The sequence below is a fragment of the Methylobacterium oryzae genome (assembly GCF_036441375.1).
In the GTDB taxonomy this organism is placed as follows: Bacteria; Pseudomonadota; Alphaproteobacteria; order Rhizobiales; family Beijerinckiaceae; genus Methylobacterium; species Methylobacterium oryzae_A.
In genome coordinates this window covers 728,639-754,954 of the sequence record NZ_MLCA01000001.1, presented here as the reverse complement: position 1 = coordinate 754,954, position 26,316 = coordinate 728,639, and the positions used below count along the sequence as shown (strand labels likewise).

Below are 26,316 nucleotides of genomic sequence, written 5' to 3'. Positions count from 1 at the left end.
TCCTGAGGCGCCCGCGTCGGCGGCCCTCGAAGGAGTCCTCCTTCGGGACCTCCGCCGCGCTCCGGCACTGCAGGATGAGGGCGAGGACGAGGCCTAATGCGGCTCACGCGCCCGCTGATCGCCCGCCACCCCGACCGCTGGCTTCCGATCTCAGCAGAGCGACTTCCGCCGCCGCCAGATCCTCCGGCGTGTTGAGGTTGAGGAACGGGTCCACCGGCTCCACCGGCCAAGACGCCGCCGCCGGCCTGTGGCGGTCGATGAAGGCGCCGACGCGCCGCTCGCCCCGCTCCAGATAGTGGCGCAGGTCGTCGCGCAGGGCCGTCGGCCAGAGGGCGATCGTGAAGTGCTGCCGCGTGCCCGAGGCCGCGAGGGCGATGCCGACCTCCGATCCCGCGGCCTGGAGCCGGGCCACCAGATCCTCAGGCAGGAACGGCGCGTCGCCCGACACGCTCACCACCCGCGGGATACCCCGCGCGGCGGCGTGCTCCAGCCCGGCGAGGATGCCGGCGAGCGGTCCCGGCTGATCCGGCACGGGGTCCGGCAGGATCGGCCCGGGAAAGCCGGCGAACCGTGCCGGGTCGCCGTTGGCGCTGAGCGCCAGTCCCGCCCCGCATTGCGGCCCCAGCCGTTCGCCCACCCGTTCCAGCAGGGTGCGCCCGCCGAGCCGCAGCAGCGGCTTGTCGCCGCCGCCCATGCGCCGCGCCTGCCCGCCGGCCAGGATCAGGCCCAGGACCGGCGGAGAGGCGGCCGGCGGGGGCACGGCTTCACTCGAAGACGATCTTCGGCGCCGACCGCCCGGCCGGCGCGCCGGACAGGTTCGCCCAGAGCTGCGCGGCGATGTCCCGATAGACCTTGGCGTGCGGCCCGTCCGGATCGGTCGCCACCACCGGCTGGCCGGAATCCGAGGTCTCGCGGATCGTCATGTCGAGCGGCACCTCGCCGAGGAACGGCACGCCGAGGCGCTGCGCCTCGACCCGCGCGCCGCCATGGCCGAAGATGTGCGAGGCGTGGCCGCAATTCGGGCAGACGAAGGTCGCCATGTTCTCGATCACGCCGAGGATCGGCACCGCGACCTTCTTGAACATGGTCACGCCGCGCCGCGCGTCGATCAGCGCGAGATCCTGCGGGGTCGAGACGATCACGGCGCCCGAGAGCGGCGTCGCCTGCGCCATGGTGAGCTGCGCGTCGCCGGTACCGGGCGGCATGTCGACCAGGAGCACGTCGAGCTCGCCCCAGAGCACGTCGCGCAGCATCTGGGTGATGGCCGACTGGACCATCGGCCCGCGCCAGATCATGGCGGTCTCGGGCTCGATCAGGAAGCCGATCGACATGACCTTGAGGCCGTAGCCGATCATCGGCTCCATGGCCTTGTTGTCGACGACGTTGGGCTTGCCCGAGAGGCCGAACAGCTTCGGCACCGACGGGCCGTAGATGTCGGCGTCGAGGAGACCGACCTTCAGCCCCTGCGCCTGGAGCGCCAGGGCGAGGTTGCAGGCGGTGGTGGACTTGCCGACGCCGCCCTTGCCGGAGGCGACCGCCACGATGTGGCGCACGCCCGCGATCTGCGGGCCCTGGTTCGGCGGCGCGCCGGGCCGCGGCGGCGCGACCGGCGGCGGGCTCACGGGCCGCGAGGCGGCGCCGCTCTGGGCCGGGTGGCTCTGGTTGCGCTCGGAGGTGAGGCTCGCGAACACGCCCGAGACGCCCGGCATCTGCAGGACGCGCCCCTCCGCCTGCCGCCGCACCGGCTCGAACCGCTCGGCCTCGCTGGGATTGACCAGGATCGAGAACAACACCCGGTTGTTCGGATCGACCACGACCTGGGANCGGGCCCTGGTTCGGCGGCGCGCCGGGCCGCGGCCGCGCGACCGGCGGCGGGCTCACGGGCCGCGAGGCGGCGCCGCTCTGGGCCGGGTGGCTCTGGTTGCGCTCGGAGGTGAGGCTCGCGAACACGCCCGAGACGCCCGGCATCTGCAGGACGCGCCCCTCCGCCTGCCGCCGCACCGGCTCGAACCGCTCGGCCTCGCTGGGATTGACCAGGATCGAGAACATCACCCGGTTGTTCGGATCGACCACGACCTGGGAGAGCCGTCCCGAGCCGGGCAGGGTGGTGCCGGCGGCATCGACCGTGATGCCGGCGAGCGCCTTCAGCACGTCGTCGCGGGTGATCGCCAAGATGTCCTCCAGCGGGGCAAGCAGGTATGCCAGTGCATGTAACCGAGCGGGCCGAGAACACCAGACCCAGGACCCGCAATCGACGCCGGCCCTGCCGGCCTGCGTCCCCGCGGCCGTCCCGGGCGCCTCGTTCAGTGCGGGCGGGCGACGAGGTTGCACTCTTCCATGGGGCCGCGCACCACGGTCCCGTCGCCGCGCCGGTAGACGCCGTGGCGCAGGCGGCGGCAGCCGAGCGGGCCGCGCAGGCGCTTCACGCGCTCGATGTGGACGCTGCCGTAGCGCCGGTTCGAGAAGTCGTGGCCGCCGATGCGCACGCCCGGGCCGAAGCGCACCTCGGCGGCGGCCGGCACCACACAGAGGCCGAGCGCGCCGAGACCGAGCTTGCAGAGCGCCAGCGCCGCCGCCGCACGGCCGATCCCCCGAACACGTCGCATCCGAACCTCCTCGCCGCACGGGCAAGCTGAACCAACGGGAGACTGATCCGTTGTCGGGGCAGCCTTCGGCCAGGGGCCCCCTCCGGAGCCCCCGCCGGGACCGAAACGACGCGTAGGAGACCACTTTCATGCATCAGGGCAACCACCGCGACCACGAGGGCGCGAAGAAGCTGTTCGAGCTCATCAAGGACGTGAAGATCGCCATGATGACCACCGTCGATTCCGACGGCACGCTCAACAGCCGCCCGATGTGGAACAACGACGCCGACGAGAACGGCGACCTGTGGTTCTTCACCAAGCTGCACTCGCCCAAGACGGCCGAGATCAGCAAGGACAACCAGGTGAACCTCGCCTATTCCGACCCGTCGAGCCAGAACTACGTCTCGGTGGCCGGCAAGGCCGAGATCGTCCGCGACCAGGCGAAGATCAACGAGAAGTGGAATGAGAGCCTGAAGACCTGGTTCCCGAACGGCAAGGACGATCCCGAGGTCGCGCTGATCCGCGTCCACCCGGAGAAGGGCGAGTACTGGGACAGCCCGAACAGCACGATGCTGCACCTCTACGGCTACGTGAAGGCCTCGCTCACCGGCGAGAGCCCGAAGACCGAGACCAAGAAGGTCGACCTCGCCTGAGGATCGGTCGTCACGACAGGCGTTTTCGCGGGCGGTCTCCGGGAGGAGGCCGCCCGTCTCCTTGACGGCCGCGGCCCCGGCATGCGCTCTGCGCCATCGCAGCGCGGTAGAGTGCCTCACGAATGCTCGATCTGGCCAAGCGGGTTTACGATCACAGCTTCCGCATCGACCCGATCGTGCGGTCGCTGCTCGATACCGATTTCTACAAGCTCCTGATGGCGCAGACGATCCTGCGCCGGCACCCCGCCATCCAGACCACCTTCGGCATCACCAACCGCACGCGGCGCATCCGGATCGCCGACGAGGTCGATGCCGGGCTGCTGCGCGAGCAGCTCGACCACGCCCGGACCCTGCGCCTCAGCAAGGGCGAGGTCACGTGGCTGCGCGGCAACGTGTTCCGCGGCCAGGGGCGCATCCTCGGGCCCGAATTCGTGAGCTGGTTCGAGAACTTCCGGCTCCCCGAATACGAGCTCGCCGTCCATGACGGCCAGTACGAGCTGACCTTCCACGGTCCCTGGATCGAGACCACCATGTGGGAGGTCCCGGCGCTGGCGATCCTCAACGAGCTGCGGGCGCGGGCCGTGCTGCGGGGTCTCGGCAAGCTCGACCTGCAGGTGCTCTACGCCCGGGCCATGACCCGGGTCTGGGAGAAGATCCAGCGGCTGCAGAAGCTGCCGGACCTGTCGGTGGCGGATTTCGGCACGCGTCGGCGCCACGGATTCCTGTGGCAGGACTGGTGCGTGCAGGCCATGGCGGAGGGCCTGGACGGCGCGTTCCTCGGCACCTCCAACTGCCTGATCGCGGCCCGGCAGGAGGTCGAGCCGGTGGGGACGAACGCCCACGAATTGCCGATGGTCTACGCGGCGCTCGCCGAGGACGACGCGGCGCTCGCCGCCGCGCCCTACGCGGTGCTCGCCGACTGGCAGGAGGATTACGGCGGCAACCTGCTGGTGATCCTGCCCGATACCTACGGAACCACCGGGTTCCTGGCGAACGCCCCCGACTGGGTCAGCGACTGGACCGGGATCCGCATCGACTCGAAGGACCCGATCGAGGGCGGCGAGGAGGTCATCCGCTTCTGGCAGGATCGCGGGCACGACCCGCGGGAGAAGCTCGCGATCTTCTCGGACGGCCTCGACATCGACGAGATCGAGCGCATCCACGCCCGGTTCCACGGGCGCATGCGCATCGGCTACGGCTGGGGCACGCTGCTCACCAACGATTTCCGCGGGCTCCTGCCGGACGGCAAGCTCGACCCGGTCTCCATCGTCTGCAAGGTCACGCAGGCCGACGGCCGGCCGACCGTGAAGCTCTCCGACAATCCCACCAAGGCGCAGGGCCCGGCCGACGAGGTCGCCCGGTACCGGCGCGTCTTCGGCGTGGGCGCGCAGGAGGCGCTGCCGGTCCTGGTGTGACGGGGTGTCAGACCAAGCCGGCTGAAACACAGAGGCTGACGGCGCGCGATTGAATTCATTATCATGTCCGGCAATCGGAGCCGCCTCGGGCGGCCCTGTCCGGGAGAACGCCATGTCGATGAATCGCCGCTCGCTCATCGGGGCCGCGGGCCTTGCCCTGACAACGCCCGCCCTGCAGGGCGCGCGGGCGGCCGAGGCGACGAAGCCGGCCGCGAAGGCGCCCCCGCCGCACGTCACGAAGATCCTCGCTCAGTGGATCCTGGGATCCTCCTACGACGCGCTGCCCGATCCCGTCCGCCGCGAGGGCGTGCGCAGCTTCCTCAACTGGGTGGGCGTGGCGATCGGCGGCTCGCACCACGAGACCGTGGACGTGGCGGTCTCGGCCCTGCAGCCCTTCTCGGGGCCGCCCCAGGCCGGGCTGTTCGGCCGGACCGAGCGGTTCGACATCATGAACGCCGCCTTCCTCAACGGCGTGTCGAGCCACATCTTCGACTTCGACGACACCCACCTCAAGACGATCATCCACCCGGCCGGCCCGGTCGCCTCGGCGATCCTGGCCTACGCGGCGATGAAGCCGGTCTCGGGCAAGGACTTCCTCGACGCGCTGGTGGTCGGGATCGAGACCGAGTGCCGGATCGGCAACGCGGTCTATCCGAACCACTACGACGCGGGCTGGCACATCACCGGCACCTGCGGGTCGTTCGGGGCCGCGGCGGCGGCCGGCAAGCTGATGGGGCTGACCGAGCAGCAGATGGTCTACGCCTTGGGGCTCGCCGCCTCGCAGCCGGTCGGCCTGCGCGAATCCTTCGGCTCGATGAACAAGAGCTTCAACCCGGGCCGCGCGGCCTCGAACGGCCTGTTCGCGGCGATCCTGGCCGCGAAGGGCTTCACCTCGTCGGACGGGATGATCGAGGCCAAGCGCGGCTGGGCCAACACGATCTCCACCAAGCAGGACTGGTCGGAGATCACCGACGGCCTCGGCACCCGCTACGAGGCGCAGCTCAACACCTACAAGCCCTTCGCCTGCGGCATCGTCATGCACCCGACGATCGACGCGGCGATCCAGATCCGCGACGCGGATCATGTCAGGCCCGAGGACATCCAGCGCGTCGACCTGAAGGTCCACCCGCTGGTCCTGGAGTTGACCGGCAAGACCGCGCCGAAGACCGGCCTAGAGGGCAAATTCAGCATCTATCACGCGGCCGCGGTGGCCTTCGTCGAAGGTGCGGGCGGCGAGAAGCAGTTCAGCGACCGGGCGGTGAACGACCCGCGGGTGGTGGCCCTGCGCCAGAAGGTGGTCCCGGTGATCACGCCCGGCATCGATCCCGCACAGGTCGACATGACCGTCACGCTGAACGACGGCCGGACGTTCCACCGGCATATCGAGCACGCCATCGGCAGCGTCGAGAAGCCGATGTCGGACGCGCAGCTGGAGGCGAAGTTCGCCGACCTCGCGGCGGGCGTGCTGCCGGAGGCGCAGGCCAAGCGGGTGATGCGGCTGTGCTGGTCCCTGCCTGAACTCAAGGATGCCGGCGACGTGGCGCGCGCGGGCGCCGCGGGGGCGTAACCGACAGGCGAAACCTGCGGGATCGTTTTCGCTTCCCGTGCCGTTCCCCGTCCGCGAGGCTTCCGGTGCTCCCGGCGGGGGCCCGCGCGTGGCGTTCGGGACGCGGATCACCGTATGGGTACCAAAACCCCGGTCGGGGTCGAATCGGCGGCGCGGCCCGGGAATCCCCTGATCCCGCCGCGGCCGACCCGCGTCGCCGCGGCCGAGACGCCGCGGGCCGCCATGGCGTCGCCGGTCGTGGTCGGGGCCACCATCATCGCGGCCCTGTATTTCGGCCGCGAGATCTTCATCCCGATCGCGATCGCGCTGCTCCTGTCCTTCGTGCTGACGCCGCTGGTGAACCGGCTGCGGCGGCTGCGGCTGCCGCGACTGGTGGCGGTGGGCGTCAGCGTGCTCCTGACCGTGGGCATCGTGGCCGCCCTGGCCACCCTGATCGGCATCCAGGCCGCCGACCTCGCGGGCGACGTCCCCCGCTACCGGGACACGATCGAGCGCAAGGTCGACGGGCTGCGGAACTCGCCCGTCGGCCACGTCACGCAGTACGTCGCCAATATCGGGCGGGCGCTCCACGGTGGCGCCAAGGAGGCCGGCAGCCCGGAGGCGCAGCCGGCCGCGCCGCCGCCGTCAGAGCCGTCGCCCGGCCCCGAGCAGGCCCCGGCCGCGCCGAAGCCCGTCCTGGTCGAGGTCGCCACGAGTCCGCCGGGCTCCCTGGAGATGCTCTCGACCGTGCTCATGCCGGTCATGCATCCCCTGGCCACGGTCGGCATCGTCTTCGTGGTGCTGCTGTTCGTGCTGATGCAGCGCGAGGACCTGCGCGACCGCATGATCCGGCTGGCCGGATCGAGCGACCTGCACCGGACCACCGTGGCGATCGACGACGCGGCCAAGCGGCTGAGCCGCTACTTCGTGGTGCAGCTCGCCCTGAATGCCGCCTTCGGCGTGGTGATCGGCATCGGCCTCTACGTCATCGGCGTGCCGAACCCGGTGCTCTGGGCGATCTTCGCGGCCCTGATGCGCTTCGTGCCGTATCTCGGGGCGGTCCTGTCGGCGATCCTGCCGATGGCGCTCGCCGCCGCGGTCGATCCCGGTTGGAACATGATGATCGCGGTGGCGATCCTGTTCATCGTCCTGGAGCCGCTGACCGGCCAAGTGTTCGAGCCGATCTTCTACGGGCAATCCACCGGGCTCTCGCCCTTCGCGGTCCTGGTCTCCGCCCTGTTCTGGACCTGGCTCTGGGGACCGGTCGGCCTGATCCTGTCGACGCCGCTCACCGCCTGCCTCGTGGTGCTCGGCCGCTACGTCGAGCACCTGGAGTTCCTGGACGTGCTGTTCGGTGACCGGCCGGCGCTGACGCCTGTCCAGAACTTCTACCAGCGGATCCTCGCGGGCGATTCCGAGGAGGTGCTGGGTCATGCCGAGCTGATCCTGCAGCAATGCTCGCTCTCGTCCTACTACGACGAGGTGGTCCTGAAGGCGCTCGAACTTGCCGCGCGCGACGCCGCCCGGGGCGTGCTGACCGCGCAGCAGAAGGGGGCGATGCGCGCCGCGCTCGCCGAGCTGATCGCCGACCTCTCCGAGCGGAGCGACGCCGTCGCGAGCACGTCCGGTGACGGCGAGGAGAGCGCCTGCAGCGCGGTGCCGATGGGGCCGCCCCCGGAGGCGCTCTCGGAGGCCTGGACCCGGACGGGCGCGGTCCTGTGTGTCGCCGGCCGCGGCTTCCTGGACGAGGCCGCGGCCGCGATCCTGGCGCAGATCCTGGAGAAGCGCGGCCTCGGCGTCCGCACGGTCCCATTCGCCGAGACGGCCTCCGCGCGGATCGGGCGCTTCGAGCCGGGTCCGGCGCGCACGGCCTGCGTGATCTCCCTGGCGCTCGACGGCGAGCCGACGCATCTGCGCCGCCTCATCCGCCGGCTGAAGGGCCGGATGCCCGGCGTCCCGATCCTGCTCGGCCTGTGGCTCGCCCAGGATTCCGGGGCGAGCCGCCTCGGCGGCGGACCGGGGCGCGCCGCCGAGGCCGACGCGCAGGTGGGATCGCTGCGCGAGGCCGTCGAGGCCATTCTCGCGGCCGCGCAGGAGGATGCGGGCGGCGAAGCCGCACCGGACGGCGGATCGAACGGCGAAGCTCACGGCGCTCCGGAGACCGGGGGCGAGGCATCGCGTCTGCCCGCGCCGGCCGGGGCATGAGCCGCGGCTGCGCGCGCGGGGGACTTGACGGGCGGGGTCGCGGCCCGGTTTCGTCGGGACAGGCCGGCTGGCCGAACGGCCTTCGGACGGAACAGGGGACGGAACGGATGAGCGTCGTCGAACTCGGCCGGTTCATGGACGACCTCGCGGACGCGTCCGGGAAGGCGATCCTGCCGTTCTTCCGCGCCCAGTTCGGCCTGGACGACAAGGCCCGCGGCGGGGCGCCGTTCGATCCGGTCACCGAGGCCGACCGGGCCGCCGAGGTCGTCCTCCGGGCGATGATCGGCCAGACCTTCCCGAGCCACGGCATCCTCGGAGAGGAGTTCGGCGCGGAGCGCACCGACGCCGAGTGCGTCTGGGTCCTCGACCCGATCGACGGCACCCGCGCCTTCATCGGCGGCCTGCCGACCTGGGGAACCCTGATCGGCCTGACCCGCAACGGCGTGCCGGTGCGCGGGATGATGCACCAGCCCTACCTCGCCGAGCGGTTCACCGGGGATGGGCGCAGCGCGAAGCTCCGCGCGCCGGCGGGCGAGCGGACCCTGCGCAGCCGCCGATGCGGGGAGCTCGGTCAGGCGATCCTGGCGACCACGGATCCCCGACTGTTCGCGGCCGGAGACGAGGCCGAGCGCTTCCGGGCGCTTGAAGGCCAGGTGCGGATGTCCCGCTACGGCGCGGACTGCTACGCCTACTGCATGCTGGCGGCCGGCCAGATCGACCTCGTGGTCGAGGCCGGGCTGAAGCCCTACGACATCGTCGCGCTGATCCCGATCGTCGAGGGCGCGGGGGGGCGGGTCACGTCCTGGGACGGCGGCCCCGCCGCCGGCGGCGGCTGCGTGATCGCGGCGGGCGACCCGCGGCTGCACGAGGCCGCGCTCAAGGTTCTGAACCCGTGACGCGCGGCCGAGCCGGGCCCGTCCGCCGGGCCGTCCGCCGCAGCCGGAGCCCGCCCCCGAGCATCACCCCGAGCCCGAGCCGCAACCGGAACCCGCGCCGGAAGCGGCCGCGCACGCCGCGCCGGCCGCCGATACGCCCGCGCCGCAGGCCGGCACCGGCGACACCCTGCACGGGGATGCCCGCATCGACGACGTCATCGAGAGCCTGTCGCAGGCGCTCGGCGCGGCGATCCACCAGCAGCCCGATCCCGCCGCCGAGACCAAGGACGGGAAGAGCGAGGATCCCGCCTCGATGTTCGAGCGCTGGACCGTCCGCCCGCGCCGGACCCAGCAGCAGACCTGAGCTTCGGCGCCGCGCCGCGGCGCAACGACGCGAGACACGGACGGGCCGCAGCGCAGACCGCGCTGCGGCCCGTCTGCTTGCGCGGGCCGTCGCTGTCCGGATCCACCTGCGGCCCCTGTCGCCACCCTCGCGCGCCGGCGCGCACGTCCGCGTTGCGCCATTCCGGGCCCGGGTATTTGCCAGACGAGCGTAGTCCTCTCGCCCGGGAGCGAGGGGTTTTTGTCACGGATGGTTCGCGGCGGATAAGCGTGCAACCGTTGAGACGCCGGATGATAATCGCTAGCGTGCCGGCAAATCGGGAGGGTGCGCGGTCGTCGCACGGGATGGACATGGCACAGGCAATCCAGGCGACGGCTCCCGCCGCAGCGCCCCGCGAGCCCTGGTATAAGGTGCTCTACATCCAGGTCCTGATCGCTATCGCGCTCGGCGTGCTGCTCGGCTGGTACGACCCGGCCACCGGCAAGTCGATGAAGTGGCTCGGCGACGCCTTCATCGGCCTGATCAAGATGATGATCGCGCCGATCATCTTCTGCACGATCGTCCACGGCATCGCGTCGATCGGCGACCTGAAGAAGGTCGGCCGCGTCGGCCTGAAGGCGCTGGTCTACTTCGAGGTTGTGTCCACCGTCGCGCTGCTGATCGGCGTCATCGTCGGCGAGGTGATCCGGCCCGGTGCGGGCTTCAACGCCGACCCGTCGAAGCTCGACGCCAGCAAAGTCGCGACCTACGCCAACAAGGCGGCGGCCGACTCCACCGTCGCCCACATCCTGGCAATCATCCCGAAGAGCTTCCTCGACCCCTTCGCCACCGGCGACCTGCTGCAGGTGCTGCTGATCTCGATCCTCACCGGCGTCGTGGTGACGAATCTCGGCGAGCGGGCGGCCTCGGTGAACCACGCGATCGACACGGCCGGCCAGATCTTCTTCCGGATCATCGGCATCGTCGTGAAGCTCGCCCCCATCGGCGCCTTCGGCGCCATGGCGTTCACGATCGGCGAGTACGGCATTCAGAAGGTCTACGACCTCGCGTGGCTCGTCGGCACCTTCTACATCACGGCGATCCTGTTCGTGCTGGTGGTGCTCGGGACGATCGCCCGGGTCGCGGGCTTCTCGATCCTGCGCTTCCTCGCCTACATCAAGGACGAGCTGCTGATCGTGGTCGGCACGTCGTCCTCCGAGACGGTGCTGCCGCAGCTCATGACCAAGATGCGCCGGCTCGGCGCCTCGGACTCGGTGGTCGGCCTCGTGGTGCCGACCGGCTACTCGTTCAACCTCGACGGCACCAACATCTACATGACGCTGGCCACGCTGTTCCTGGCGCAGGCCGTGGGCGTGGACCTGTCGATCAGCCAGTACGCGACCATCATCCTGGTCGCGATGCTGACCTCGAAGGGCGCCTCGGGCGTCACCGGAGCGGGCTTCATCACCCTGGCGGCGACGCTCTCGGCGATCCCCAACAGCCCGGTCCCGGTCGCCGCCATGACCCTCGTGCTCGGCATCGACAAGTTCATGTCGGAGTGCCGCGCGCTCACCAACCTCGTGGGCAACGGCGTCGCCTGCGTGGTGGTCAGCCGCTGGGAAGGCGAGCTCGACGTGGCCAAGCTCAACGAGGTGATGGCCCACCCGGTCGCCATCGGCACCCACATCACCGACGAGTCGCCGCAGCCGATGGGCACCGACGGCAAGGTCGCCGCCGCCGAGTGATGGGATCGCCCCCGGCGGAGAACGAAGGTCGCCCGCGCCTCGGCATCGATCTCGGCGGCACCAAGATCGCCGGGATCGTGCTCGGTCCGGACGGTTCGACCCTGGCCGAGGCCCGGATACCCGCCCCGCGCGGCACCTACCGGGCCACCGTCGAGGCCGTGGCCGATCTGGTCCTGCGTCTCGAAGCCGAGGCCGGCGCGCCCTGCACCGTCGGCATCGGCATGCCGGGGAGCCTGTCGCCGGCGACGGGCCGCGTGCGCAACGCCAACTCGCACTGGCTCAACGGACATCCCTTCGCGGCCGATCTCGGCGAGCGCCTGGAGCGCCCGCTCCGGATCGAGAACGACGCCAATTGCCTGGCGGTGTCGGAGGCGATCGACGGCGCCGGCGCCGGGGTCCGCGTGGTCTGGGCGGTGATCCTGGGCACCGGCGTCGGGTCCGGCATCGCGCTCGACGGTCGGGTGCTCACGGGCCGCAACGGCATCGCGGGCGAGTGGGGCCACGGCCCCCTGCCGGCGCCCCGGGACGACGAGCGACCGGGTCCCGCCTGCTATTGCGGCCGCCGGGGCTGCGTCGAGACCTGGCTGTCCGGTCCCGGGCTGGCGGCGGACCACGCGCGGCGGCACGGCGGCAGCCTCGCCGCCGAGGCGGTCGTCGCCGAAGCCCGGGCCGGAAGCCCGGCGGCGCGGGCGACGCTCGCCGCCCATCTCGAACGGCTCGGGCGCGCGGCCGCCCAGGTGGTGAACCTCCTCGATCCGGACGTGATCGTGATCGGCGGCGGCCTGTCGCGCGTCCCGGAGCTGATCGCGGGCCTGCCGGCGGCGATCGCCCCCCATGTCTTCTCCGACGCCTTCGACACGCCGGTGCGGGCGAGCCTGCACGGAGACGCCTCGGGCGTGCGCGGGGCGGCGTGGTTGTGGGAGGCGGAGGGCGTCTGAGGCCGTCCCCGCGGTCGATCAAACGGACCAGCTCACAGAGACGCCGCTTGCGGGGCCGGGTGCGGGCAGGGCAGGACGGCAGCGTCGCATCCAGAAACCTCGATGATCGTCCGCACCCGGCCCAACCTGCTGACCCTGCTGTTCACCCTGCGCGGCTCGATCCTGCCGCGAGTGGCGCCCAAGCTCGCGGGGATCGTCGCGGTCTCCTGCGCGGTGGTGTGGGCGGAGTCGCGGTGGCCCGCGCTGTTCCCGGTCACCGCGGGGGTCACGCCGTTCACCGTGGTCGGCCTCGCCCTCTCGATCTTCCTGAGCTTCCGCAACAATGCCTGCTACGAGCGCTGGTGGGAGGCCCGGAAGCACTGGGGCAACCTGATCGGCGAGGTGCGCAACCTCGCCCGCGCCCTCCCGGCCCTGCTGCCCGAGCGGGAGGCCGCGCTCCAGCTCCGGCGCCTGTCGGCCTTCGCGCACGGGCTCCACGCCCGCCTGCGCGACTTGGACGAGGCCGCCGCCATCGACCGGACGAGCCCCGGGTCGGACCTGTCCGGCCCGAACCCCACCGACTCGGTCCTGGCCGCCATCACCCGCGACCTCGCCGCGCTGACGCGCGCGGGCCGGCTCAGCGACATCCAGTTCGGCCTCCTCGAGGCCCGGATCGAGGCCCTGTCGGGCGTGCACACCGCCTGTGAGCGCCTCGCCAACACGCCGCTACCCTTCGCCTACACGCTCCTCGTGTACCGGACGGCATGGCTCTACTGCCTGCTCCTGCCGGTGGGCCTCACCGGCTCCCTGGGCTGGGCAACCCCGATCGTGGTGGCGCTCGTGGCCTACACGTTCTTCGGCCTCGACGCCCTCGGCGACGAGCTCGAGGAGCCGTTCGGCACGGAGCCCAACGACCTGCCCCTCGACGCCATGGTCCGCGCCGTGGACCGCATCGTCCACCACGCCCTCGGCGAGCCGATGCCCGAGGCGCTGGCGCCGGACGGGTACTGGCTGCGGTAGCGCCGGCGCCTAGCCGTTCCAGGCGCGCAGCACGGGCTCGGTGCGGTCGTGCTCATAGCCGAGCACCGAGACGCTGGCGGTGCCGAGGACCAGGAGCGCGCCGCCCTGCGGCGGCAGGCCGATCCAGCGCGCGGCGAGCACCCGCAGGAGATGCGCGCTGGAGAACACGATCAGGTCGGCGTCCCGGGCCCGGGCCCGACCGATGATCCGGTCCGCCCGGGCGCCCACGTCCGCTGCCGTCTCGCCCTCGGGGCAGCCGTCGCGGAACAGCCGCCAATCCGGCCGCTCGGCGAGGATCGCCTGCGTGGTCCGGCCCTCGTAGGCGCCGTAATCCCATTCCGCGAGATCCGGATCGATCGTGCGGCCATCGCCGAAGCCCGCCAGCGCGCAGGTCGTGGCCGCCCGGCTCGACGGGCTCGACCAGACCGCCGCGTAGGCGCGTGCCGCCAAGCGAGGGGCGAGCGCGCGCGCCGCTTCCTCGCCCTCCGGGGTCAGCGGAATGTCGCTGCGCCCGGTATGCTGACCGGACCGGCTCCAGGCCGTCTCGCCGTGGCGGACCAGCGTGATCTGCGGGAACGGGCTCTCCGACATGATGCGCGCCTCCCGGGCGCGCCGGCCGCGCCCGCGATCCACCCTGCCGTCAACGCGGCCGCCGCGCTACGGTCTCATCGGCTCGGCAAAGCCGGTTCGAGACGTCTCGACCGTCTCAAGATCGCGCTTGCGCCCGCGCCGAAACGGACATAAACATATCTTTATGTCTATCGAGCGCAGGCAAGAGGCGGGGTCGATCCCCTTTCCGGAAGCCCTGGGCGTCCTGCGTGCCGCCGCGGAGGAGACGCGCCTGCGCATCCTGGCGCTGCTCGCCGAGGGGGAGCTCTCGGTCTCCGACCTCACCGACATCCTCGGTCAGTCGCAGCCGCGGATCTCCCGCCATCTCAAGCTCCTGGTGGAGGCCGGGCTGGTCGAGCGCCACCGCGAGGGGGCCTGGGCGTTCTTCCGGCTGTCCGACGCCCGCGCCGGCTTGGCGGACCCGCTCCTGTCCGGGCTCGACCGGACCGCCCCGCCCCTGTCGGAGGACCGCGCGCGGCTCGACGCCGTCCGGGCGCAGCGGGCCGAGGCGGCCACAACGTTCTTCGCGCGCCTCGCGCCCAAATGGGACGAGCTGCGGTCCCTGCACGTGCCCGAGGCGATCGTGGAGGCCGCGGTGCTCGACGCCTTGGGCGACCGCCGGATCGGCAGCCTGATCGACCTCGGCACCGGCACCGGCCGGATGCTCGGCCTGCTGGCGCCCCGGGCCGGCCGCGCTACCGGGCTCGATTCGAGCCACGCCATGCTGTCCGTCGCCCGGGCCAACCTGGAGCGCCAGGGCCTCGCGCGGGTGGATCTGCGGCAGGGCGACATCCACGCGCCGCCCTTCGCGCGGGCGAGCTTCGACCTCGTCGTGGTCCATCAGGTGCTGCACTATCTCGACGACCCGGCCCGGGCGCTCCGCGGTGCCGCGCGCCTCGTGGCGCCCGGCGGCCGCCTGCTGGTGGTGGATTTCGCGCCGCACGATCTGGAATTCCTTCGCACGGGCCAGGCCCACCGGCGCCTCGGGTTCTCGGCCGAGCAGGTCTCCGGGTGGCTCGCCGAAGCCGGCCTCGCCACGGTCGCCACCCGCGATCTGGCACCGCGCGAGTCCGGCCAGCTCACCGTCACCCTCTGGCTGGCCCAGGACGGGCTGGCTCAGGACGGCCTGGCCGACACCGAGACAGAACAGCCTCAGCGCGCCGTCGCCTGAGACAGTGAACCTCCGCAGACTTCGTCTGAACCGACCGACATAGAGGACGAGACCCCGATGCGCCGCTCCACCCACCGCGCCAGCCGCGACGGCTACCACCCGATCCGCGTCTCGATCGAGTTCTTCCCGCCGAAGACCGACGAGATGGAGAAGATCCTCTGGGCCTCCATCGAGCGCCTCGCGCCGCTCCAGCCGAGCTTCGTCTCGGTGACCTACGGCGCCGGCGGCTCGACCCGCGAGCGCACCCACAACACGGTCGCCCGGATGGTCCGCGAGACCGGCCTGAAGCCCGCCGCCCACCTCACCTGCGTGGACGCCTCCCGCGAGGAGATCGACGCCGTGGTCCAGTCCTACTGGGACGCGGGCGTGCGCCACATCGTGGCTCTGCGTGGCGACCCGGCGGAGGGCGTCGGCCACGCCTACCGGCCGCATCCGGAGGGCTACGCCTCGACCGCCGAGCTGGTCGAGGGGATCAAGCGGATCGGCGACTTCAAGGTCTCGGTCTCGGCCTATCCCGAGAAGCACCCCGAGGCGGCGTCCCTCGACGCCGACATCGACGCCCTGAAGGCCAAGGTCGACGCCGGGGCCGATCAGGCGATCACCCAGTTCTTCTTCGAGAACGAGATCTACCTGCGCTACCTGGAGAAGGTCCGGGCCGCCGGGATCACCATCCCGATCATCCCGGGCATCCTGCCGGTGCAGAACTTCAAGCAGGCGGCGAATTTCGCCCGCCGCACCGGCGCCTCGGTGCCCTACTGGCTGGCCGCCCGGTTCGAGGGACTGGAGACCGACGTGGAGACCCGCCGGCTCGTGGCCGCCGCGGTAGCGGCCGAGCAGGTGCTCGACCTCGTGGACGAGGGCGTCAACGACTTCCACTTCTACTCGATGAACCGGTCGGATCTGGTCTACGCGATCTGCCACCTGCTCGGCCTGCGCGCCCAGGCGCCGAAGCTGGCGGCCGCGAAGGCGGCGGCTTAGATTTCAGTTGCGCCCGGTGCGGGCGCGACTGGGGGTGACTGCAATGGCTGAACCGCAGGATATGATTGTTCCGCTCCTCCGGGAGATTAGGACCGAGATGCAGACGAACTTTGCTGACGTCCGTCAGCAGTCCGAAGCGGTCAATGCGCGCTTCGACAGGTTGGAAGGCCGGTTCGACAATCTGCGTGAAGCCGTGAACGGCGAATCGGTCCTGGACCGTTACGCTGCCGCGGAAGTCGAGGAGCGGCTCGAAGCGATCGAGAAGCGACTCGCCGCTCTGGAGAAGGCGGGCTGACCGCAACCGACCCGAAACACTAATCCATCCCACCCTCCACCTCATCCTGAGGTGCCGCGTAAGCGGCCTCGAAGGAGGGTTCCAGGGATCGCCACGACATCTGGAGGCCTCCTGCGAGGCCTCCGCTTCGCTCCGGCACCTCGGGATGAGGTGATCTGACAGGACGCACGATGACCGATTTTGCCCCCGTCGACGGCACCGAGATCGCCAAGGCCCTGCGCCAGCGCGCGGCGGAGAAGATCCTCGTCCTCGACGGGGCGATGGGCACCGTGATCCAGCGGCTCAAGTACTCGGAAGAGGACTTTCGCGGTGACCGGTTCAAGGATCACGGCCACGATCAGAAGGGCAACAACGACCTGCTGATCCTGACCCAGCCCGACGCGATCCGGCAGATCCACCTCGACTACTTCCTGGCCGGCGCCGACGTCTGCGAGACCAACACCTTCTCGGGCACCACCATCGCCCAAGCCGATTACGGCATGGAATCGATCATCCACGAGCTGAACGTCGAGGGCGCAAGGCTCGCCCGGGAGGCCGCCAAGCTCGCCGAGCAGAAGGACGGCCGCCGCCGCTTCGTGGCCGGCGCCATCGGGCCGACGAACCGCACCCTGTCGATCTCGCCCGACGTGAACAACCCGGGCTTCCGGGCGGTGACCTTCGATCAGGTCAAGCAGGCCTACGTGGAGCAGGTCCGCGGCCTGATCGACGGCGGCGCCGAGCTGATCCTGATCGAGACGATCTTCGACACGCTGAACGCCAAGGCCGCGGTGGCGGCGGCGTGGCAGGTCTTCGACGAGACCGGCATCCGCCTGCCGATCCAGATCTCCGGCACGATCACCGATCTCTCGGGCCGCACCCTGTCGGGCCAGACCCCGGCGGCCTTCTGGCACTCGCTGCGGCACTCCGAGCCGCTGACCTTCGGCCTCAACTGCGCGCTCGGCGCCCGCGAAATGCGCGGCCACATCGCCGAGCTGTCGCGGATCTGCGACACGCTGGTCTGCGCCTACCCGAATGCCGGCCTGCCGAACGAGTTCGGCCTCTACGACGAGAGCCCGGAGGCGATGGGCAAGCTGGTCGGCGAGTTCGCCGAATCCGGCCTCGTCAACATGGTCGGCGGCTGCTGCGGCACCACGCCGGACCACATCCGCGCCATCGCGGAGGCGGTCGCCGGCAAGGCGCCGCGGCCGATCCCCGAGGTGCCGCGCCTGATGCGGCTGTCGGGCCTCGAGCCCTTCGTGCTCACGCCGGAAATCCCCTTCGTGAACGTCGGCGAGCGCACGAACGTCACCGGCTCGGCCAAGTTCCGCAAGCTCATCACCAACGGTGATTACGCGGCGGCGCTGGACGTCGCCCGCGATCAGGTCGCGGCCGGCGCCCAGGTGATCGACGTCAACATGGACGAGGGCCTGCTCGACTCCCAGAAGGCGATGGTCGAGTTCCTGAACCTCGTCGCCGCCGAGCCCGACATCGCGCGCGTTCCCGTGATGGTCGATTCCTCGAAGTTCGAGGTGATCGAGGCCGGGCTGAAGTGCATCCAGGGCAAGCCGATCGTGAACTCGATCTCCATGAAGGAGGGCGAGGAGAAGTTCATCGAGGCCGCCAAGGTCTGCCGCTCCTACGGGGCCGCCGTGGTGGTGATGGCCTTCGACGAGCAGGGGCAGGCGGATTCCTACGAGCGCAAGGTCGAGATCTGCACCAAGGCCTACCGGATCCTGACCGAGCAGGTCGGCTTCCCGCCCGAGGACATCATCTTCGATCCGAACATCTTCGCGGTCGCCACGGGCATCGAGGAGCACAACCCGTACGGCGTGGCCTTCATCGAGGCGACCCGCACGATCCGCGAGACCCTGCCGCACGCCCACATCTCGGGCGGCGTCTCGAACCTCAGCTTCGCCTTCCGCGGCAACGAGCCGGTGCGCGAGGCCATGCACGCGGTGTTCCTGTTCCACTGCATCAAGGCCGGCATGGACATGGGCATCGTCAATGCCGGCCAGCTCGCCGTCTACGACGAAATCCCGGCGGAGCTGCGCGAGCTGTGCGAGGACGTCGTCCTCAACCGCCGCGAGGATTCCACCGAGCGCCTGCTGGAGGCCGCCGAGCGCTTCAAGACCGGCGCATCGGCCCAGGCCAAGACCGCCGACCTGACCTGGCGCGAGGCTCCGGTCGAGAAGCGGATCGAGCACGCGCTGGTCAACGGCATCACCGAGTACATCGTGGCCGACACCGAGGAGGCGCGGGCCTCAGCCGAGCGCCCGCTCCACGTCATCGAGGGCCCGCTGATGGCCGGCATGAACGTGGTCGGCGACCTGTTCGGCTCCGGCAAGATGTTCCTGCCGCAGGTGGTGAAGTCAGCCCGCGTGATGAAGCAGGCGGTCGCCTATCTCGAGCCGTTCATGGAGGAGGAGAAGCGCGCCAACGGCGGCGACGGCAAGCGCCAGGCCGCCGGCAAGGTGCTGATGGCGACCGTTAAGGGCGACGTCCACGATATCGGCAAGAACATCGTCGGCGTCGTGCTGGCCTGCAACAACTACGAGATCATCGATCTCGGCGTGATGGTGCCGGCCGCCAAGATCCTGGAGACCGCCAAGACCGAGAAAGTCGACATCGTCGGCCTGTCGGGCCTGATCACCCCGTCGCTCGACGAGATGGTCCACGTGGCCGGCGAGATGGAGCGCGAGGGGCTCGACGTGCCGCTGCTGATCGGCGGTGCCACCACGAGCCGCGTCCACACGGCGGTGAAGATCCACCCGGCCTACGCCAAGGGTCAGGCGGTCTACGTCACCGACGCGAGCCGCGCGGTCGGCGTGGTGTCGAGCCTGATCTCGAAGGAGACTCGTGGGCCGACGATCGAGAAGGTCCGGGCCGAGTACGCCAAGGTCGCCGACGCCCACAAGCGCTCGGAGGCCGACAAGCAGCGGCTGCCGCTCGCCAAGGCGCGGACCAACGCCTTCAAGATCGACTGGTCGTCCTACAAGCCGGCCAAGCCGAACTTCACCGGCACCCGGGTCTACGGCTCCTACGAGGTCGCCGACCTCGTGCCCTACATTGACTGGACGCCGTTCCTGCAGACCTACGAGTTCAAGGGCCGCTTCCCGGCGATCCTGGACGATCCCGAGCAGGGCCCGGCCGCCCGCGCCCTCTACGAGGACGCGCAGGCGATGCTGAAGCAGATCGTTGAGGAGCGCTGGTTCAACCCGAAGGCGGTGATCGGCTTCTGGCCGGCCAACAGCGTCGGTGACGACATCGCGCTCTACACCGGCGAGAGCCGGTCAGAGCGGCTCGCCACCTTCCACGGCCTGCGCCAGCAGCTCTCGAAGCGCGACGGGCGGTCGAACACCTGCCTGTCGGACTTCGTCGCCCCGGCCGAGACCGGCATCGCCGACTATATCGGCGGCTTCGTGGTCACGGCGGGCCTGGAGGAAGTGCGGATCGCCGAGCGCTTCGAGCGGGCCAACGACGATTACCGGGCGATCCTCGTGAAGGCGCTCGCCGACCGCATCGCCGAGGCCTTCGCCGAGCGGATGCACGAGCGGGTGCGCAAGGAGTTCTGGGGCTACGCGTCCGACGAGGCCTACGGGCCCGAGGAGCTGGTGCTGGAGAAGTACGACGGCATCCGCCCGGCCCCGGGCTATCCGGCCCAGCCCGACCACACCGAGAAGACCACCCTGTTCGACCTCCTGAAGGCCGAGAGCCGGATCGGCGTGAAGCTCACCGAGTCCTACGCGATGTGGCCGGGTTCGTCGGTATCGGGGATCTACATCGCCCACCCGGAGGCGCACTATTTCGGCGTCGCCAAGGTGGAGCGCGATCAGGTCGAGGATTACGCCGCCCGCAAGGGCATGGATGTCCGCGAGGTCGAGCGCTGGCTCGGGCCGATCCTGAACTACGACCCGGCGCGGTACCTGCCGCAGGCGGCGGAGTAGGGGCGGGGTACCGCCGTCATCGCGAGCGTGGCGAAGCGACCCAGGCCAGCGCGACATCGGTCGGCGTGGCGCCCCTGGCTTGCTTCGCTCCGCTCGCAGGGACGGCACGGTGGCCCGAGCCGCCGATCCAACCTCAGCAGGTCCCCGCGCCCCGCGTGTTCACGTACAGTGAATAGACCGAGTGCGTGGACGTCATCAGCAGCAGGTTGCGGTTGAGGCCGCCGAAGCACAGGTTGGCGCAGCGCTCCGGCAGGCGGATCCGGCCGATCAGCTTGGCCTGCGGGGAGAGCACGATGACCCCGTCCTCGGCCTCGCTCATCCCCCAGCCGCACCAGAGATTGCCGTCGACATCGACGCGGAACCCGTCCGGCGTGCCGGTGCCGGCATCGTAGAAGACGCGGCCGTTCGCGGCCTTGGTGCCGTTCTCGACCACGTCGTAGACGCGGATCAGGCGGTTCGGCTTCGCCCGCGCCTCGATGAGGTAGAGCTTGGACTCGTCCGGCGAGAAGCAGAGCCCGTTCGGCCCCGCCACGCCCTCGACCGCGACGCTGGCTTGGCCCGTCTTCGGATCGATCCGGTAGACGTTGCCGGGAAGCTCCGGCGCGGCCATCGATTCGTGCGGATTCGGCCCGAAGGCCGGGTCGGTGAACCAGATCGCGCCGTCGGAATGGCAGACCACGTCGTTGGGCGAGTTCAGCGGCTTGCCGTCGAACCGGTCCATCAGCGTGGTGATGCTGCCGTCGTGCTCGGTCCGGGTGACGCTGCGGGTCCTGTGCTGGCAGGTGACCAGCCGGCCCTGCCGGTCGCGGGTGTTGCCGTTGGCGTAGTTCGACGGCTTGCGGAACACCGAGAGCGTGCCGGACGCCTCCTCCCACTTCATGATTCGGTCGTTGACCACGTCGCTGAACAGCAGCGATCCCATGTCGCCGAACCAGACCGGCCCCTCGGCCCAGCGGAAGCCCGTGGCGACCCGCTCCACCGTCGCCGAGGCGAGCCGGTACTTGGCGAAGGCCGGATCGAGGATCTCGACGGCCGGGTCCGGCACCCGCTGCGACGGCTCCCAGCCGGCCCCGGCCGCCCGCGCGGCGCCGAGCAGGGCCGCTCCGGCGAGCAGGCCCCTGCGTGCGATCATCACCATGGTTCCTCCCTGTGATGTGGCCCGCCGCCTGTTGCCGGCGGCTCGGGCCGGTCAGTGAATCTCGGGTTCCGGGATCCCGCCGGCGCCCTCCAGAAAGTCGAAGTCGCAGCCCTCGTGCGCCTGCCGCACGTGCTGGGCGAACAGCCGGTTGTAGCCCCGGGGATAGGCCCGGTCCGGCGGCACGAAGGCCTCCACCCGGGCGGCGATCTCGGCCGCGTCGAGGTGCAGGTGGATGCGCCGCCCGGGCACGTCCACCGTGATGCGGTCGCCGTCGCGCACCGCCGCGAGCGGGCCGCCCGCGGCCGATTCCGGCGCCACGTGCAGGATGCAGGCGCCGTAGCTCGTGCCGCTCATCCGTGCGTCCGAGATGCGGACCATGTCGCGCACGCCCTGCCGGAGCAGGACCTTGGGGATCGGCAGCATGCCCCATTCCGGCATGCCGGGGCCGCCGATCGGGCCGGCATTGCGCAGGACCATCACGTGGTCGGGGGTGACGTCGAGGTCGAGGTCGTTCACCGCCGCGCTCATCGCGTCGTAGCTGTCGAAGACCAGCGCGGGACCGGAATGCTGCAGGAAGCGCGGGTCCGCGGCCGGCGGCTTGATCACGCAGCCGTCGGGGGCGAGGTTGCCGTACAGGATCGCGGTCCCGCCCAAGGCCACGATCGGCCGGTCGAGCGGGCGGATCACGTCGTCGTTGAAGACCTTCATGCCGGCGAGCCCGTCGCCGATCGTGCCGCCGGTGACCGAGCGGGCGTCGAGGTGGAGGAGGGGGGACAGGCGCGCCATCAGCGCCCGGATGCCGCCGGCGATGTGGAAATCCTCCATCAGCCACTGCCCCGAGGGCCGGAGATTGGCGATCACCGGCACCTTCTGGGCGAACTCGTCGAACTCGGTGAGCTTGACCGGGATGCCGGCCCGGCCCGCCATGGCCACGAGGTGGATCATCGCGTTGGTGGAGCCGGCGAGCGCGTTGTGGACCACCAGGGCGTTGTCGATGGAGCGCCGGTCCAGGATGTCGGAGGGCTTCAGGTCCTCCCAGATCATCTCGACGATCCGCCGGCCGCAGGCGCCGGCCATGCGCGGATGGTCCGCGTCGGCCGCCGGGATCGAGGCCGAGCCGGGCAGGGACAGCCCTAGCGCCTCGGTGATCGACGTCATGGTCGAGGCCGTGCCCATGGTCATGCAGGTGCCGGCGGAGCGGGCGATGCCCGCCTCCATGTCGTTCCACTCCTGCGCGGTGATGTTGCCGGCCTCCTTCTCGGCCCAGTACTTCCAGACGTCGGAGCCCGAGCCCAGGATCGTCCCGCCGAAATGCCCGCGCATCATGGGCCCCGCCGGCAGGAAGACCATCGGCAGGTTCATGGAGATGCCGCCCATCACGGTGCCGGGCGTGGTCTTGTCGCATCCGCCCATCAGCACCGCGCCGTCCACGGGATGCTGGCGCAGCAGCTCCTCCACCTCCATGGCCAGGAGGTTGCGGTAGAGCATCGTGGTCGGCTTGACGAAGTTCTCCGACAGCGAGAGCGCCGGCAGCTCGATCGGGAAGCCCCCCGCCTGCCAGACGCCGCGCTTCACGTGCTCCACGCGCTCGCGGAAATGCTGGTGGCAGGGGTTGATGTCGCTCCAGGTGTTGATGATGCCGACGATCGGCTTGCCGGTGAAGTCCGCCCGCTCGTAGCCCATCTGGAGCATCCGCGAGCGGTGGCCGAAGCTGCGCAGGTCGGTGGCGCCGAACCAGCGCTGGCTGCGCAGGTCGTCCAGATTCTTCTTGCGCGCGCTCATCGCTCCGTCTCCGATCTCACGCGTTCGGTCCGGCCGGGCGGACAGCGCCGCCGCCCCGCGGACCCGGCTCGCCGCGGCCTGACCGGGCCGCGACGACCGTGATCGCCGCCGAGGCGAGCGCGCAAGCCGCCAGGAAGTAAAGGCCGGACTCGTAGGTGCCGGTGTAATCCTTGAGCCAGCCCAGGACGTAGGGGCCGACGAAGCCGCCGAGATTGCCGATCGCGTTGATCAGGGCGATCCCCCCGGCGGCCGCGGGGCCGGCCAGGAACTCCCCCGGCATCGCCCAGAAGGCGGGCTTGCTCCCGTAGAGCCCGACCGTGGCCAGCGACATCGCCGTGAGCGCCCAGAGACTGCCGAGCATGGGTCCGGAGGCGATGAGGCCGAGTGCGGCGATCAGCGCGGCGATCACGAAGTGCCAGCGGCGCTCGTTGCGCCGGTCCGACGACCAGCTCCAGGCGATCATGCCCAGCGTCCCGACCGCGTAGGGCACGGCCGTGGCGACGCCCGTCTCCCAGTCGGTGAGGTGCAGGCTCTTCAGGATCGGCGGCATGAAGAAGGTGATGCCGTAGGTGGCGGTGCCGATGCTGAAGTAGATCGCCCCGAGCGCGAGCACCCGCCGGTCGGTCAGGACCTGCCGGAGAGTGAGGTGCCCGTGAACCCGGACCGTCCCGTCCCGCTCCGCCGCGATCTCCGTCGCCAGCCACAGCCGCTCCCCGGGCGTGAGCCACGCCGCCCGCTCGGGCCGGTCGGTCATCAGCCCCAGGACCGCGAAGGCCAGCAGGGTCGAGGGCGCCGCCTCGAGGAGGAACAGCCATTGCCAGCCGTGCAGGCCCAGCACCCCGTCGAGCTGGAGCAGCGCCCCCGAGATCACGGCCGTGAGGGCGTTCGAGCCCGGGACCGCCAGGAACAGCGCGGCGACCACGCGGGCCCGGTACCGTTTCGGGAACCAGTAGGTGAAATAGAGAATCACGCCGGGGAAGAAGCCGGCCTCGGCCACGCCCAGCAGGAAGCGCAGGGCGAGGAAGCTCGCCGGGCCGGTGATGAGGGCCATGCTGCCCGCCACCAGCCCCCAGGTGACCATGATCCGGGCGATCCAGAGCCGCGCCCCGGCGCGCTCCAGGAGGACGTTGCTCGGTACTTCGAAGATGACGTAGCCGAGGAAGAAGATGCCGGCCGCCCATCCGTAGACCGTGGCGGAGAACCCGAAATCCCGGTTCAGGCCGAACGAGGCGAAGCCCACATTCGTCCGGTCCATGTAGGCGACGAAGTAGATCACGACGATCAGCGGCAGGAGTCGCCGCGACACCTTGGCGATCGTCCGTCGCTCGATCTCCGGCGCCGCATCGCCCCCGCGCAACCCTGCCGCCATGGCGTCCCCCCGAGCCGAATCCGACGCGTCCCGGCCCATTGCCGATCGCGGGCCGGGTCGGAGCGGGCCGGCACGGCACGCTCAGCGGCCGGTCCGCGTCCGCCAGGCGGCGAAATCGGCGAGGCTCTGCTCGTCGGTGGCAGGGTAGAGGCCGAGGATTGTGCGGCCCTTGCGGACCTCCTCGGTGACGAAGTCCTCGTAGGCGGTCATCTCGACGGCCTCGTCGGCGACCGCGTCGGCGAGGTGGGCCGGGATCACCGCGACGCCGTCGCCGTCGCCGACGATCACGTCCCCGGGAAAGACGGGCGCGTCTCCGCAGCCGATCGGCACGTTGATGTCGATCGCCTGGTGGATCGTGAGGTTCGTCGGTGCCGACGGGCGCGCGTGGTAGCTCGGCATCTCGAGCCGGGCGATCTCGTCGGCATCGCGGAAGCCCCCGTCGGTGACCAGCCCGGCGCAGCCGCGCACCATCAGCCGCGTGGCCAGGATCGAGCCGGCGGACGCCGCGCGCGCGTCCTTGCGGCTGTCGATCACCATCACGGCGCCGGGCGGGCACTCCTCCACGGCCTTGCGCTGCGGGTGCGCGCGGCCCCGGAACACCGTGATCGGGTTCAGGTCCTCCCGGGCCGGGATGTAGCGCAGGGTGTACGCCTCGCCGACCATCGTCGGGCCACCTGCCTTCAGGGGCAGCACGCCCTGGATCATCTGGTTGCGGAAACCGCGCTTGTAGAGGGCGGTCATCAGCGTCGCCGTGCTGACGGTCTTCAGCTTGGCGCGCGTCTCAGGGGACAACCCGGACATCCGCTTCTCCTCCCCGGGCCTCGGTCTCGGCACCCGCGAACGGTGACAATCACGCGTCGCTTGCGCCGGCCTTGGCTCCCGTCCGCGCTGCGCGCGGACTGATATCCCAGATCTTGAGTAACACGGCGCGCGGCGCCATTGTCAACCGGCGCAGGTTGCGACAGACACGGTCGGACATCGACGGGGAAGCCCTTGGCCGAATTGGGATTTGCGGGCGGCGGGAGCGCGACGCCGACGGACGCGCCGAGGCCGCGCTCGCTCGCCGAGACCGCCTACGACGCCATCGAGCAGATGATCATCAGCCGCCGCCTCGCGCCCGGAGCCATGGTCTCCGAGGGCGAGCTCGGCGCGGAGCTGGGCCTCGGCCGCACCCCGGTCCGCGAGGCGCTGGCGCGGCTCAAGACGATCGGGTTCGTGGAGGTCCATCCGCGCCGCGGCGTCCTCGTCACCCGGGTCGACATCATCAAGCACCTCGAGCTGCTGGAGGTGCGGCGCCCCCTCGACGAGACCGTGGCCCGCTGCGCCATCGCGCGCGGCACCGAGGACGACCTGGCGCGGCTGCTGGACCGCGTCACCGGGCTGCGCAGCACCGCGGAGGCCCGCGATCGGGAGGCGTATTTCCGGCACAAGCGCGCCCTGCACGAGGGCCTGGTCGGGGCCGCCTACAACCCGACGCTCACCGGCACCATGGCGGCGCTCCACGCGCAGTCGCGCCGGTTCTGGTACACCTACGAGCCGACCGCGAGCTTCCCGGACTGCGCCGCGATCCACGCGGCGATCGTGTCGCGCATCGCGGCGCGGGACGCGGGCGCGGCCCTTGCCGGGATCGCGACGCTGTTCGACTTTCTCGACCGGATGACCCGCCGGGCCCTCGACCGGCGGCCCCTGGTCTGACAGGTTGACCGCCCCGAACCCGCCCGTATCCTGGAACTGGGATATCAGAAGCATCTCAGCGGCGGGCGGATCC

20 protein-coding genes and 1 pseudogene are annotated in these 26,316 nt (G+C 70.9%); 13 read left to right on the top strand and 8 right to left on the bottom strand.

The genetic code is table 11. The annotated features are described in order from the left end of the window. Positions 1–103: 103 nt before the first annotated feature. The 3 genes and pseudogenes from mobA to MOTC310_RS03550 form a co-directional block, all read right to left on the bottom strand. On the bottom strand, positions 104–760 hold the full coding sequence (gene mobA, locus MOTC310_RS03565; protein ID WP_331300824.1) for a molybdenum cofactor guanylyltransferase MobA: 657 nt from the start codon (positions 758–760) through the stop codon (positions 104–106). Positions 761–764: 4 nt separating this feature from the next. Next, a pseudogene (apbC, locus tag MOTC310_RS03560) lies at positions 765–1,823 on the bottom strand (iron-sulfur cluster carrier protein ApbC); the annotation flags it as partial. 480 nt (positions 1,824–2,303) lie between these two features. Next, on the bottom strand, positions 2,304–2,606 hold the full coding sequence (locus tag MOTC310_RS03550; protein WP_331300823.1) for a hypothetical protein: 303 nt from the start codon (positions 2,604–2,606) through the stop codon (positions 2,304–2,306). Positions 2,607–2,734: 128 nt separating this feature from the next. On the opposite strand from MOTC310_RS03550, the gene MOTC310_RS03545 reads away from it, so the two are divergent. From MOTC310_RS03545 to MOTC310_RS03505, 8 genes are all read left to right on the top strand, one after another. Further along, a complete protein-coding gene (locus MOTC310_RS03545; RefSeq protein WP_331294607.1) occupies positions 2,735–3,238 on the top strand; it encodes a pyridoxamine 5'-phosphate oxidase family protein in 504 nt (167 codons plus the stop codon). Between the two features lie 122 nt (positions 3,239–3,360). Further along, a complete protein-coding gene (gene pncB, locus MOTC310_RS03540) occupies positions 3,361–4,653 on the top strand; it encodes a nicotinate phosphoribosyltransferase (RefSeq protein ID WP_331300822.1) in 1,293 nt (430 codons plus the stop codon). A gap of 112 nt (positions 4,654–4,765) precedes the next feature. Further along, the gene (locus MOTC310_RS03535) at positions 4,766–6,220 is read left to right on the top strand and encodes an MmgE/PrpD family protein (RefSeq protein ID WP_331300821.1); all 1,455 of its coding nucleotides are present in this window, start codon (positions 4,766–4,768) and stop codon (positions 6,218–6,220) included. Positions 6,221–6,334: 114 nt separating this feature from the next. Beyond that, on the top strand, positions 6,335–8,404 hold the full coding sequence (locus MOTC310_RS03530; protein ID WP_331300820.1) for an AI-2E family transporter: 2,070 nt from the start codon (positions 6,335–6,337) through the stop codon (positions 8,402–8,404). A 107-nt stretch (positions 8,405–8,511) separates the two neighbouring features. Next, on the top strand, positions 8,512–9,300 hold the full coding sequence (hisN, locus tag MOTC310_RS03525; RefSeq protein WP_331300819.1) for a histidinol-phosphatase: 789 nt from the start codon (positions 8,512–8,514) through the stop codon (positions 9,298–9,300). 672 nt (positions 9,301–9,972) lie between these two features. Then, positions 9,973–11,346: a dicarboxylate/amino acid:cation symporter gene (locus MOTC310_RS03515; RefSeq protein WP_331294594.1), complete on the top strand. Its 1,374-nt coding sequence runs from the start codon at positions 9,973–9,975 to the stop codon at positions 11,344–11,346. Further along, a complete protein-coding gene (locus MOTC310_RS03510) occupies positions 11,346–12,284 on the top strand; it encodes an ROK family protein (protein WP_331300818.1) in 939 nt (312 codons plus the stop codon). The genes MOTC310_RS03515 and MOTC310_RS03510 overlap by 1 nt, the downstream gene beginning before the upstream one ends. A gap of 102 nt (positions 12,285–12,386) precedes the next feature. After that, positions 12,387–13,283, top strand: coding sequence for a bestrophin family protein (locus tag MOTC310_RS03505; RefSeq protein ID WP_331294592.1), 897 nt, complete (start codon positions 12,387–12,389; stop codon positions 13,281–13,283). A 9-nt stretch (positions 13,284–13,292) separates the two neighbouring features. Here the strand turns inward: MOTC310_RS03505 and MOTC310_RS03500 are convergent, their stop codons facing one another. Beyond that, positions 13,293–13,874: a histidine phosphatase family protein gene (locus tag MOTC310_RS03500; RefSeq protein WP_331300817.1), complete on the bottom strand. Its 582-nt coding sequence runs from the start codon at positions 13,872–13,874 to the stop codon at positions 13,293–13,295. Between the two features lie 163 nt (positions 13,875–14,037). Here MOTC310_RS03500 and MOTC310_RS03495 point away from each other — a divergent pair, with 163 nt between their 5' ends. The 4 genes from MOTC310_RS03495 to metH all read left to right on the top strand — a co-directional run bounded on the left by MOTC310_RS03495 (position 14,038) and on the right by metH (position 20,259). Beyond that, positions 14,038–15,063, top strand: coding sequence for an ArsR/SmtB family transcription factor (locus MOTC310_RS03495; RefSeq protein WP_331300816.1), 1,026 nt, complete (start codon positions 14,038–14,040; stop codon positions 15,061–15,063). A 57-nt stretch (positions 15,064–15,120) separates the two neighbouring features. Then, entirely contained in the window at positions 15,121–16,041 is a 921-nt protein-coding gene (metF, locus tag MOTC310_RS03490) for a methylenetetrahydrofolate reductase [NAD(P)H] (RefSeq protein WP_331300815.1), read from the top strand. A 97-nt stretch (positions 16,042–16,138) separates the two neighbouring features. After that, positions 16,139–16,336: a hypothetical protein gene (locus tag MOTC310_RS03485; protein ID WP_331294588.1), complete on the top strand. Its 198-nt coding sequence runs from the start codon at positions 16,139–16,141 to the stop codon at positions 16,334–16,336. Between the two features lie 170 nt (positions 16,337–16,506). After that, positions 16,507–20,259 carry a methionine synthase gene (gene metH, locus MOTC310_RS03480; protein WP_331300814.1) on the top strand — a complete coding sequence of 1,251 codons (3,753 nt, stop codon included), beginning with the start codon at positions 16,507–16,509 and terminating at the stop codon, positions 20,257–20,259. Positions 20,260–20,392: 133 nt separating this feature from the next. Here the strand turns inward: metH and MOTC310_RS03475 are convergent, their stop codons facing one another. From MOTC310_RS03475 to MOTC310_RS03460, 4 genes are all read right to left on the bottom strand, one after another. Then, the gene (locus MOTC310_RS03475) at positions 20,393–21,397 is read right to left on the bottom strand and encodes an SMP-30/gluconolactonase/LRE family protein (protein WP_331300813.1); all 1,005 of its coding nucleotides are present in this window, start codon (positions 21,395–21,397) and stop codon (positions 20,393–20,395) included. A gap of 51 nt (positions 21,398–21,448) precedes the next feature. After that, entirely contained in the window at positions 21,449–23,179 is a 1,731-nt protein-coding gene (gene araD, locus MOTC310_RS03470) for an L-arabinonate dehydratase (protein ID WP_331300812.1), read from the bottom strand. Between the two features lie 16 nt (positions 23,180–23,195). Continuing rightward, positions 23,196–24,548, bottom strand: a complete 1,353-nt coding sequence (locus MOTC310_RS03465) for an MFS transporter (protein WP_331300811.1) — start codon at positions 24,546–24,548, stop codon at positions 23,196–23,198. Positions 24,549–24,629: 81 nt separating this feature from the next. Next, positions 24,630–25,349, bottom strand: coding sequence for a ribonuclease activity regulator RraA (locus tag MOTC310_RS03460; protein ID WP_331300810.1), 720 nt, complete (start codon positions 25,347–25,349; stop codon positions 24,630–24,632). Positions 25,350–25,541: 192 nt separating this feature from the next. Between MOTC310_RS03460 and MOTC310_RS03455 the strand changes: the two genes are divergently transcribed. Next, a complete protein-coding gene (locus MOTC310_RS03455; RefSeq protein WP_331300809.1) occupies positions 25,542–26,243 on the top strand; it encodes a GntR family transcriptional regulator in 702 nt (233 codons plus the stop codon). Positions 26,244–26,316: the final 73 nt, after the last annotated feature.